The following is a 13323-nucleotide window of genomic DNA, read 5'->3' as shown; positions in this document are numbered from 1 at the left end:
CGCAATGAAAAAAATAATAAACTTACTATTATTGCTACCGGTGTTGGCACTGGGGCAGACACCAACAGAAAATTACGTACGTACGCGGGTGTACAAAGAAGAAACATCCTCAAGCGATCCTTCAAAAGCAAATGCCGCTGTAACATACTATGACGGGCTTGGCAGGCCTATACAGCAGGTTGCCGGTAAGGCATCGGGTGTTGGGACAGATATTATCACACATATTGAATATGATGCTTACGGGAGGCAGATTAAAGAATACCTGCCGTATAAGTCAGGTAACACAGGGCTTGAATTTGTGACCGATGCCAAAACCGCTACCCTAAATTTTTACAATACACAGGCATATGAAAGTACGCAGAACCCATATAGTGAGAAAAAGCTGGAGTCTTCTCCGCTTAGCCGAGTGCTTAAAACGGCTGCGCCGGGTAACCCATGGAAAATAGATGTTGGCCAGAATATAACCTTTGCCTACGCCTCAAATGGTGAAAATGAAGTCTTGAAATTTGCTGCCAATGCTACATGGAACAGCACCACTGAACTGTATGATGCAGCATTTGTTGCAGATGGCTATTATGCTCCCGGTGCACTGTACAGAACCCAGATAACTGACGAAAATGGTGTTGTTACCCGTGAGTATAAAAATAAGGAAGGGCAGCTGGTTTGCAAGATAAATGCCAAAGGCAGTGAAGACCTTGTTACTTACTACATATATGACCAGTACGGAAACCTGAGCTTTGTGCTGCCACCGCTTGCTGAAGGAACGCTAGACCCCGGGCTATGCTATTATTACAAGTATGACAAGCGCAACCGCCTGGTTGAAAAAAGATACCCGCTAAGGGCTGGGAGTATATGGTATATGATAGGCTTGACCGTATTGTGGCCACCGGGCCGGCTTACTCACCGTTTGCTGATGGTACCATTGGCTGGCTGCGTACCTACTATGATACTTTTAACCGGGTGTGCGTAACCGGGTGGACTCCCGCAAGCGATGTTACAACCGATACCCGTAAGGCATTACAAAGTAACAGCGACACACCTGTAACATTGGTAAGGGGTAGCGGCACAATTGATAATATAGCCATAAGCTATGCAGCCACACCCTTAGCTGGTAACCTTAAGCTGCTCACAGTAAACTACTATGATAATTACACATGGCAGGGCTCGCCCTTTACACAGGGTGGTATAGATAAGGTGGAGCTGCAAGATGTAAACTATAATATAAAAGGGCAGCCTACCGGCACCTGGGACAGGGTGCTTACTGCCCCAACCGAAGGCTTTGCGCAAATAAGCAGTACGCTTTATGACAAAAAATACAGACCTATACGTACACGTACTAATAACTACCTTGGCGGCTTTACCCAGGCTGATATTAAACTTGATTTTGACGGCACACCTCAGTATACTATTACTACCCACAAACGCACGGGTAGTGATACTGTGCTTACCACACGTGAAGATTTTACCTATACTCCCGAAGACAGGCTGCTTACCCACACCCATAAAATAAACAACAATGCCCCTGAACTAATGGTACACAATACCTATGATAACCTTGGGCAGCTGAAGAGCAAAAAGGTAGGCGGTGCCGACACCACCGGTAGTGTAGGATTGCAAAAAGTTGACTTTGAATACAACATACGCGGCTGGCTAAAGGGTATCAATAATATTGATAACCTTAACCCCACTAGTACAGAAGAAGACCTGTTTGCCTTTAAGCTGAGCTACAATACGCCAACTAATGTAAATACTGCGGTGTTGCCGCTCTTTAACGGCAATGTAACAGAAACCTACTGGCGCACACAAACTGATAATAATGTGCGCAAATACGGCTATGTGTATGACCAGGCCAACCGGCTTTTGGATGCCTACTATCAAAGGACTGTTGATGTTGCAATAGAGCACAGTTCATATGATGAGCGTGTAACGTATGATAAAAACAGCAATATACTTACACTTAGGCGAAACGGCAATTATGAAGAACCGAATTATACCATGCAGATTGATGATTTGGAGTATACGTATCACCCTGTAGAGAAGAACAGGCTGGCTAAGGTAGTTGATATTGAGGCCAACTCATCAGGGTTTAGTGACAGTGCCGACAATAACGTAGATGACTATGCGTATGATGCTTTTGGCAATATGGTAAGCGATAGAAATAAAAACATACGGGCGATAAGCTATAACCACCTTAACCTTCCTGTTACTATATCAATAGGTGCACAATTGGGCAATTACAGTCAATACACATACACAGCCAGTGGGGTTAAGGTACGTAACCAGCAATCAGCACCCGGCAAATTTGGTCCTACTACCAATACAACCGACTACCTTGGCGGTTTCCAGTACTATAATAATGTACTGCAGCATTTCCCGACGGCTGAGGGGTATGTGCAGCATACAGTAAGTGGGGGTGTAAGCAGTTATAGGTATATTTACCACTACAAAGACCACCTGGGCAACAACAGGGTAAGCTACGCCTTTGATGCGGCAGAAAACAGGGTAAAGATTTTAGAAGAAAACCACTATTACCCGTTTGGCTACAAGCATTTTGGGTACAATGAAGACAGCTATGTAACCATACCCTACAGCTACAGGTACAATGGCAAAGAAGATATAGGGCTGGGTATGTATGACTATGGTGCAAGGCATTATGACCCAAGCCTCGGAAGGTGGTTTGCTGTTGACCCACTGGCAGAAATAAGCCGAAAGTACAGCCCTTACACCTATGCCTACAACAACCCTATAAGGTTTACCGACCCTGACGGGATGGCCAACAGGGATGAAATTGACACAGGCATTGAGCGCAGCTATAACGTTACGGATTGGTTTACTGGGGATAATACAAGTGATGAGGGGAACTGGGCTGATGCGATAGCCTACAATGGCCCAACAGCTGATAACCAACAGGCTATTTTTAGACAGAATTTTAGTAGTGTAAGTGGTGCTAAGGGTGGGGAAGATAAAAAAGATAGTAATAATAGTAAAACTGAGCCGCCAATTCACCTCTTAAAAGCAAACATAAAAAAGAATAAAGTACTAATGGCCTTTTTTAATTTATTAAAGAAAAGGCAGAAAAAGGGGGATAATGTGTTTACCTTGCTAGCACATGGACAAGCTGGTGTTGTAGGTGATCAAAAAGGTCAGAACAATTTTTGGCTTATAAGAGATGTTGATCAACTTGATGATTTATTAAGATCTAAAAGTCCAGAATATGCAAATTTAAAAGATTCTACGCCATTTACCTTGTTCCTGCTGTCTTGTAATGGTGGCGCTGCAGATTCTCAAGGATTTTCAATCGCTGAAACATACGCCCAAGTACATGAAAATGCAACAGTTATTTCCTTCAACGGTTATGCTCATTGGGGGGTATGTTAAGGGAAAGCCCATGTTAATGGGCATTAGTAGCAGTGTTGATGTTAATTTAAAGGATCGTGGTGTTGTAATGTTTAAGAATGGCGTAAATGTACCTCTTACACCAATCCAGCAACAAGGTTATATTGATTATATAAATAATAAACTATGAGACAAATGCTAATTATTCTTGGCCTATACTTTTTATTTTCATGTCAAAACCGAGAAAATTTAATGGACAGACAACCTAAAAAAGATACTATTGTTAATATGGGATCATCATCATCCCAATTTCAAGAAGAGCTTGAAGATCAAAATCTGATTAGGGAACTTTCAGATAAAGTTACCATTCATGGGGATACAGTTGCATTTAAACATTTACAAAGTATTTATGTGTTTTCAGGTCATGAAGATGAATTTTTCTATTATACGTATATCATGGCGGAGCAATTTGAATATCCTGAAGCATATTATGAAAATTATTTTATCCTTAAGACTGATATTAGAAATGATAGTAATAAGAGGAGAAATGCCATTGCCGATTATTATCTGTTAAAGGCATATGAAAGCGGTTACCCCAGTGCAATTTATAGTGTGAAAAAAAGGTTTAATACCAGTACCCCTCCGAAGGCTGATGAGTATTGGAAAACAATAAACAAATAAACTTAATTTCTGTTTTTGTGGCTATATAAAACCCGATTATATCTACAAATACAAAGACCACCTGGGCAACAACAGGGTAAGCTATGCCTTTGATGCGGCAGAAAACAGGATAATGATTTTAGAAGAAAACCACTATTACCCGTTTGGTATAAGCATTTTGGGTACAATGAATACAGCTATCTAACCATACCCTACAGCTACAGGTATAACGGCAAAGAGCAGGTAGCAAACGGCTTTTATGGCTATGGTGCACGCCACTATGACCCAAGCCTTGGCAGGTGGTTTGCTGTTGACCCGCTTGCTAAAGTTTCAAGAAGATTTGGTCCTTACACTTACTGCTACAACAGCCCAATGGTATTTGTAGACCCTGACGTAATGTCAACCAGTAATGAAGTAAAAAGGCCAAAGGAAAGAGTACACAAGATTTTGAAAATTTCCCATTCTCCAAAACAATTGATAGATGATTCAGAGTTTTGGAGGGAATACAATCCGGAGGTCAAGGTACGGATTTTACAATCTTATCAAATCAAAGGATTGTTCGGACTACGGCGAGAGTTCAATATTGCTGATTTGGATTTGAAACTTAAAAGAACTGGCTAGGGTAATATAAAACTTATGTTGTTTATTAATAGTAATTATGTAAATTAAGTTGTATTTATTTAGTAAACAGAATATTACATATATTTGACCACAATCTAATAACATGCAGAAATTATACTCAATACTAATTCTATTAACCCTTATATCTCAACCTGCTGATAAAGAAGTTTACATTTGCGACAGCAAGACTGCAACAAAATATCATTACAACGATAAGTGTCGCGGCCTTAGCAACTGTAAGCATGATATTGTCAAAATAAAATTGACAGTGGCTGAAAAAGATGGCCGAACATTATGTGGCTGGGAAGATTAGGCTACTTTATGCTAATACCTCTCATAGAGGTATTTTTTTATTTATAATAATTTAGTTAACAAAATGTTAACGAAATTTACTACGTTTGCCATCCCAAATAATACCGATAAAACCTTACTATTTTCATGAAGCACTTTTACTATGTTTTGTGTGTTCTGTTGCTAATATTTTCTCAGAATGTTGATGCAAAAGTCCTTGATATAAAAATTCGCTATTTAAATCGTCTTACTGCATCGCCAATTATAAATGGACCTGATAGTGTTTGCAGTGGTGGCACAGTAACTCTAACAGTAAATTATAGTGGGCCCGGAATTATAAGGTGGTATGACGCACCTACTGGAGGTGCATTACTTTTCACAGGTACATCTTTTATAACACCTGCTTTAACAGCAACAGAAACATTTTACGCTGAATTAACAGAAGGTACTGCTCCTCCTGAAATGAGCGAAGGTAAAACAGTAACTGTAAACCCGCTGCCCTCAGTTGACTTCACGTTTGCAAATAATGCTTGTGCGGGCACAAGTGTACAATTCACATCGACTGTTTCTAACGGAAATGGCCCTTATACTTATTCGTGGGATTTTGGCGACGGAGATACCTCGACAGCTGCAAACCCTACACATACATTTGAATCTTTTGGCTGCGCCACCCAAAATTTCACTGTAAAGCTTAAAGTGAAAGATGGTAACAATTGCGAGAGTCTTGTTAAGGAACATATAATCATGATTAAGCAGAGGCCTGACGTCAATTTTAAAGATGGAAATGCAAGTGGAGGCCCATCCACATATTTTAATAATTGTGCGAATGCTGCAAACAATCCTGTATATAACATAACAGTTGATAATATTTCAATTAATGCATGTTCAGGAACAACTTACACAGTAAATTGGGGTGACTCACCAACAAGTTTTCCTGTTACAAACTTTCCAATAACTCACACATATAATAGCCTTGGTGCTTACTCAATGGTGATAACAGCGACAGGATTAAATGGTTGTGTGACAAAGAAAACCTATATCATTAAAAACGTATATAATCCTTCGGGAGGTATTAATAGCCCCGGAAATACTCAAAATCTTTGTGTACCTACTTCGCTCATTCAATTTACAATTTCAAATTGGGCTACAAATGCTCCTGGTACAACGTACAATATTGATTATGGAGATGGCTCTACTCCCCTAAACTTAACTCAGGAACAATTAGTTGCATCTCCTCATTATAATGCCTCAAATCCAGCTGCATCTGCTAATTATCCAGTCCCCTATTCTTATAGTAATACAAGCTGCCCAAACAATGAATTTACAGTCAAACTAACCGTTACAAATGCATGTGCATTCACTACAGGGACGATTGCTAATATCAGTACAATTGCTAAGCCAGTTCCAAATTTTTCCAGTCCTGAATATGCATGTGTAAATACAAGTGTAACATTTACAAATATTACTGTTTTAGGATATGAGGCGGGATGTACACGCGACACAAAATTCACTTGGAATTTTGGAGATGGAACGCCAAATGTAATTGTAGATTACACTACTTCAACACCTAATATCACACATACATTCTCAACGCCAGGTAATTATACGGTAACACTTACAACCCAAAACAGCTGTGGTACAAGCATAAAAACTAAAACAATCTGTATTGAACCGGCTACCACAGCGGCATTTACGTTAAGTGGCAACGAAGGCTGTGCTCCTTTTGAAGTTCAGACTACAAACACTACCAATCTTACAGACCTGTGCAGTCCTACTTATCAGTGGACTGTTTCATATTCTGCAGCTAACTGCGGTACAAATCCAGGCAGTAGTTACAATTATTTTATAGGTGGAACCAATTCAACATCTGCCAATCCGAAGTTTAATTTTCCGAACGCGGGGACATACACAATTACTTTAAAAGTTCTTACATCTTGTAATGCCGCTACACAGACCATCACGAAGACAGTTACGGTAAAGCAAAAACCTACTGTTAATATAACTTCAACATCATCTGTTTGCTCTGGGGCCAATTTGTCTCCATCCGCAAACGTTTCGAATTGTACTTCACAATCAGTATCTTACTTGTGGACATTTAATGGCGGTACTCCTGCTACTTCAACCAGCCTCAACCCGGGCCCGGTGAGCTTTTCCAGTGGAGGTTCACATTCAATTACTCTGGAAGTAACCAACGAATGTGGCACAACAACAGCTTCACAAACTGTAAATGTGGCAACCGCGCCAACAGTCAATCCGGTAACAAATATTGAAAGATGTCAAGGCATATCAGTTCCGGCAACAAGTTTTTCAAGTCCTGAAAGTGGAGTGACCTACCAATGGACCAATTCTAATACTGCAATAGGCCTTGCTGCATCGGGCAATGGAAATCTTCCATCATTTACCGCTGTAAATAACACCAACGTTCCAATTGTTTCAACAATTACTGTAAAAGCGTCAAAAGGCGGCTGTACCGGGCCTACACAAACCTTCACCATTACAGTTCAGCCATTGGCAACCATTACCAGCGCAACGCCAAACATCACGCTATGTAATGGTGCTACACATCCCGGCACTAGCTTCACAGGAACTGCAGGAGCTACATATACCTGGACGAACTCCAATGCATCAATAGGACTGTTGGCTACCGGGCCAACAGCTATACCATCATTCACCGCAACAAATACAGGAACAACTCCGGTAACAGCGACCATCACCGTCACACCTACAATAAACGGCTGTGCCGGTACGCCAAAAACGTTTACCATTACCGTAAACCCGACACCACAGGCTCTTACGCTAACCGACAAAATACTTTGTCACAGCCAGCCGTCAGGGGAAATAACGTTTAGCAATGCCGTTTCGGGGACAACATATACCTGGACAAACAGCAACCCTGCCATTGGGCTTGCGGCTTCGGGCTCGGGTAACATTTCATTCAACGCAACAAACACCGGTGCTGCCCCAATCACAGCAACCATTACAGTAACTGGCACGGCCAATGGTTGTTCAGCGGCAGCACAAACTTTTACTATAACGGTAAACCCATCGCCGGTGGTTACATTTTCAATGGCAAACCAGACAATCTGTACCGAAACACAAAGCCAGCCTGTTACACTGCAAAGTACCACATCGGGTGTCGACTTTAGTTGGACTGCCGTAGCGCCTCCGGGAGTTACAGGTGTTGTAACAAGCGGTACAAATACAATACCGGCACAAAATCTTGTAAACAACACCAATGCCCCTCTTACAGTAACTTACAAGGCAAAAGCTGCACTAACCGGTACTACCCCATGCCCAGGGGCAGAATTTAACTATACGATTACGGTAAAGCCTAAAGCAGCGAACATAAGCGGACTTCCAACAACCATATGTAGCGGCGCGACATTTTCTATTACTCCTGTAAACGGCAGCGGTAATATAGTTCCGGCCGGAACAACATATACATGGGCAGACCCGGTGATAACACCGGCGGGTTCAGTTAACGGTGCATCAGCACAAGCTGTTCAGCAAACATCAATATCACAGCTACTAAACAACACCACAAATTCCCAGGCCACAGTCGCCTACACAATTACGCCTGTTTCAGATGGCTGTTTAGGCAATCCTTTTACTGTAGAGATTCGTGTAAACCCTGTGCCTGATGTGAATGCAATAGCCAATGTAACCGTTTGCAATGGCCAACTAGCTACACCCGATATTTTTTCAGGAAATGTTACCGGAGTAACCTACGATTGGGTGGCTACGGGTGGCAACATAGGTATGGTATCATCATCAGGTACAGGTAATGTACCAGCATTTAATGCGGTTAACACGACTAATAATCCCATTACGGTGACAATTACAGTAACACCCAAAATTGGTAACTGTAGCGGCCCTTCTAAAACGTTTACAATAAGGGTAAACCCTGCGCCAACAACGGCGTTTTCAATAGCCGACCAGGCAGTTTGCTCAGGAGGCACAACATTGCCTGTAACGCTTACGAGCACAACAAGCGGTGCAACCTTTACCTGGACAGCTGACGCGCCTACAGGAATTACGGGAATAGTAAGCTCGGGGACAAACACAATCCCGGCACAAATACTGCAAAACACTACCACGGCGCCTGTGGTTGTTACTTACACTGCAAAAGCGGCAACTTCTACTGGCACCGCATGTCCCGGCCCCAATGCAGAATACAAAATCACTGTTCATCCTTTGCCAACAATTTCAACACAACCTGTACCACAGCAGGAAGTTTGTGTTGGAGGCACTCTCAATGCACTTACTGTTGGCTATACCGGCGGCCACGGCACACCTGCTTACCAATGGTACAGCAATACTACAGTCTCAACAACAGGGGCAAGCATAATTACAGGAGCTACTTCTTCATCATATACACCACCTACAAACACAGTAGGAACGCTATATTACTACGCGATAATAACATTAAGCGGCAATGGCTGTGGCACAGCGACTAGTGACTTTGCTATGATTACTGTTGTGCCCGACCCAACAATTACAAACCCGGCATTCACGCCGCAGACATTATGTGCAGGCGCATCAGCACAATCATTAAGCGTTACGGCAAGTGGCGGATCTGATTCTCCGAACTATATATACCAGTGGTACGTGAGCAACACAAACAGTACTTCTGCCGGTACGCTTATAGCAGGTGAAAATACATCAACATTTACCCCGCCTGTGCCTGCACAGGTAACTACTGCCCAAACAAAGTATTATTACTGTGAAGTAAAAACAGCTGTTTCAGGATGTTCTGTATTCAGTTCGGTTGCTGAAGTGAAAGTTATTCCCGCGCCGGCTTTTACTTCCCAGCCGCTTACTGCTAATGTGTGCCACCTGCAAACACCTTCAGCCCTTACAGTAGCATATGTAAACGGTACAGGTACGCCAACATATCAATGGTTTGAAAATTCAACAAATTCAATAGCAGGCGCAACCGCGATTCCCGGAGCTAACAGTCCCGCTTATCAACCGCAGGGTACAACTGTTGGTACTACATACTATTTTGCAACAGTGACATTCTCTTCGGGTGGATGCCAGGTAATAACATCTGCAATAGCAGCTATCACCATCAACCCGCTTACTGAAGTAACATCAACGGAGACGGCAACCATTTGCAGCGGGCAACAGTTTACTGTATCTCCAGTACACGGCGGCGGTAATAACGTACCTGCAGGCACTACTTATACATGGGCTGCGCCCGTCCCTGCCATAGCGGGGGGAAGCGCACAGTCTGCTCCGCAAAGTAGCATCAGCCAAGTACTAACAAATAGTACAATACTTCCTGTAACGGTAACTTATACTGTAACGCCTGCTTATAATGGCTGTACAGGTAACCCATTTACGGTAACTGTGACGGTCAACCCGAAAGCAACGATAGCAAATACCACAGCAACAATTTGCAGTGGGGGCACATTTACCATTGACCCTATTACCATTGCCGGGGCAAGTATTCCCTCGGCTACAACATACTCGTGGAGTGCACCGGTTGTTACAGGCGGACTTACAGGCGGTGCAGCTGGCACAGGTGAAACGATTGTTACGGGGACATTAACTAACCCTACAACCACTACACAAACTGCAACATATACGGTTACTCCGCTCTCACAGCCGGGTAATTGTAATGGGCAGCCATTTGATATCGTCGTGACGGTTAAGCCGCAGATTTCAGTTACCAGCGTGCTTTCAGATTTTAACGGCTTTGAGATAAGCACGGCGGGTGGCAGTGATGGCGCTATTGATTTGACAGTTACGGGTGGTTCCGGAAGCTATAGTTATTCATGGGTTGGCCCTAATGGTTTTGCGGCAACAACCCAGGATTTAACAGGACTATCGGTTGGTGTTTATACCGTGACAGTAACGGACGGGCTTTGTAACGCTGTAGTGGTTCCGTTCAATGTACGCGAACCTATGCCGCTTGTGATACAGGAAGTTATTGCAAGCCATGTAAACGTGAATTGCTTCGGGCAATTAACCGGAGTTATTGAGGTAGAAATTACACAGCCATCTATTGCTCCGTTTGACTACCAAATTATTCTACAAGGCGGTGGTGTAGTAGAGGCAGTAAATAATCTTACAGCCCTAAACTATGTGTTTGACAATTTAGCAGCCGGAACATATGACATTAAAGTAACGGATGCCAACGGTACTGTAAAAACACTTACGGGAATAGTAGTTACACAACCGGCATCAGGGCTGGCAATAAGCAATGCAACGGTATCAAATCATAATGGTTTCAGCATAACATGCAACGGCGCAAATGACGGAAGCATTGACCTGACAATAACCGGCGGTTATCCTGTATATACTTATGCCTGGACAGGCCCTAACGGATTCACTGCAGCTACACCAACTATTTCAAACCTTTCACCCGGCACTTACACAGTGGCGATTGGTGATGCTACAAACGTTTGTACCATAACACAGAACTACACTATAACAGAACCGCAACCGGTAACCTTCACAGGTATAAAATCTGACTACAACGGCTTCGGCGTAAGTTGCAGTGGGGGAAGTAATGGTACCATAAACATAACTCCTGCGGGCGGCGCCGGCGCATATATTTACCAATGGACAGGCCCGAATGGCTTTAGCGCATCATCACAAAACCTCACCGGATTGTTTGCAGGAACGTACACCCTAAATCTTTCTGATTCAAACGGATGTGTAGCTACCCAAGAGGTATATACTTTAACCGAGCCACTTTCAATGACTATTACTGAGACCCATACCAACCTATTGTGTCACGGTGCTTCAACAGGGACTGTATCAGTAAATGTGTCGGGTGGTGTTCCGGGTGCATCAGGTTATATTTATTCGTGGTCAGGCCCGAATAGCTTTAGCGCAGCAACGCAAAACCTCGCTAATGTGATGGCCGGCACGTATATACTTACCGTTACAGATGCTTCCGGATGTAGCGCTACTATCTCAGTTACACTTACACAGCCATCGGAAATCACAATCATTCCTACCCAAACCCCAATAAGTTGTTATGGGGCTAATGATGCCTCACTTTCACTTGCAATATCAGGAGGAGTGGGAACGTATCAGGTAACGTGGGATAATTTTGCTTCAGGCACATTCCAGGATAATCTTGCGGCAGGTACTTATGTCATTACAGTAAAGGACAGCAACAATTGCAGTAAGGTCATAAGCGTTATAATTCCCGAAGCGCCAATATTTACAATAAATCCTGCGCATACCAATATATCATGCCACGGCGCCAACGATGGTAGTATAGTGCTGAATCTGGTGGGAGGGCAGGCACCTGTTTCGCTTGTGTGGAATGATGACCCTACCGCAGGTAACGCAAGGTTTAACCTTCCTGCCGGTACATATACCGTAACGATTACCGATAGCAAACCTTGCGTTATAACACGCAGTTTTATTATAGTAGAGCCGCAGCCACTTACTTTAGGCGGCGTAGTTACTAATGCCGACAATTGTACTAATACCATGAGTGGGGCCATCAACCTGCTTCCAGCAGGTGGATCTCCACCGTTTACATTCTCGTGGTCAAATGGCGCAACAACCGAAGATCTTACCGGCATTACATCAGGCAATTATGCAGTTACTGTTACCGATAGCCGCGGATGTTCGGTTTCAAGGCAATTCCAGGTGACTAGGCCACTTCCGCTTGAGGTGACAGTAACCAGCAATGTAGACTTTAACTGTACGACTAAATACGTAATGCAAACTAATACAGCCACAGCATCAGGTGGCATACCACCGTATCTGTACTCCTGGTCATCGGGAACTGTGAGCGGACAAGGTGGTCGTAGTATGACAACAAATCAAAATGGCAGTGTGACTGTTACAGTTACAGACCTTAAAGGATGTACTGCTATCCATACATTTGGGGTTGACACACAACAGCTGGGTGACATATCACATACCATTACATCTTACGGTTTTGAAACCTATGGGCTTTACTCAATTATCGACCCTATAGAATTTACAAATACGTCAACAGGTGATTTTACTAGCGTGTCATGGAATTTTGGTGATGGATCAGTATCTGATGAAGAAAGTCCTACACACTCGTACCAGCGGGAAGGTACTTATGTGGTTACCCAAACGGTGGTGTATCCTTACGGATGTATAAGTCGCAAAACAATTACTCTTACCGTTGAAAAAGGGTATAATGTGATGATACCTAACGGATTTACGCCGAATGCTGACGGCATTAATGACACGTTTAATGCACAGCACACCGGTTTGAAATCAATTCAGCTTGAAGTTTATGATACATGGGGTTCAATGATATATTCTGAAAAAGGCGAAACCCTGCGCGGATGGGATGGTAATGTAAAAGGTGTCCCTGCCGAGAATGGCAACTTTTATTATAGAATGAAAGTTGAAACTTTCTACGGAAATATTGCCAATTATGAAGGCCCATTAGTTTTAATTAAATAA

Annotated in this window: 4 protein-coding genes and 1 pseudogene; all 5 read left to right on the top strand. The window is 43.0% G+C overall.

Annotated features, from left to right (window positions below):
* Nucleotides 1–4 precede the first annotated feature (4 nt).
* On the top strand, nucleotides 5–970 hold the full coding sequence (locus LRS05_RS02155) for a DUF6443 domain-containing protein (RefSeq protein ID WP_257866810.1): 966 nt from the start codon (nucleotides 5–7) through the stop codon (nucleotides 968–970).
* Nucleotides 853–3378, top strand: coding sequence for an RHS repeat-associated core domain-containing protein (locus LRS05_RS02150; protein ID WP_257866809.1), 2526 nt, complete (start codon nucleotides 853–855; stop codon nucleotides 3376–3378). Before LRS05_RS02155 ends, LRS05_RS02150 begins: the two co-directional genes overlap by 118 nt.
* A 144-nt stretch (nucleotides 3379–3522) precedes the next feature.
* Entirely contained in the window at nucleotides 3523–4017 is a 495-nt protein-coding gene (locus LRS05_RS02145; protein WP_257866808.1) for a hypothetical protein, read from the top strand.
* A 159-nt stretch (nucleotides 4018–4176) separates the two neighbouring features.
* Nucleotides 4177–4617 (top strand): annotated as a pseudogene (locus LRS05_RS17580) (RHS repeat-associated core domain-containing protein); the annotation flags it as partial.
* 438 nt (nucleotides 4618–5055) lie between these two features.
* On the top strand, nucleotides 5056–13323 hold the full coding sequence (locus LRS05_RS02140; protein ID WP_257866807.1) for a PKD-like domain-containing protein: 8268 nt from the start codon (nucleotides 5056–5058) through the stop codon (nucleotides 13321–13323).

The sequence above is a fragment of the Flavobacterium sp. J372 genome, assembly GCF_024699965.1.
In the GTDB taxonomy this organism is placed as follows: domain Bacteria; phylum Bacteroidota; class Bacteroidia; order Flavobacteriales; family Flavobacteriaceae; genus Flavobacterium.
This window is presented reverse-complemented; position numbering and strand designations above follow the sequence as displayed.

Coding starts and splice junctions, on each gene's coding strand:
- LRS05_RS02155 (WP_257866810.1), top strand. CDS start 5: ATGAAAAAAATAATAAACTTACTATTATTGCTACCGGTGTTGGCACTG.
- LRS05_RS02150 (WP_257866809.1), top strand. CDS start 853: ATGGTATATGATAGGCTTGACCGTATTGTGGCCACCGGGCCGGCTTAC.
- LRS05_RS02145 (WP_257866808.1), top strand. CDS start 3,523: ATGAGACAAATGCTAATTATTCTTGGCCTATACTTTTTATTTTCATGT.
- LRS05_RS02140 (WP_257866807.1), top strand. CDS start 5,056: ATGAAGCACTTTTACTATGTTTTGTGTGTTCTGTTGCTAATATTTTCT.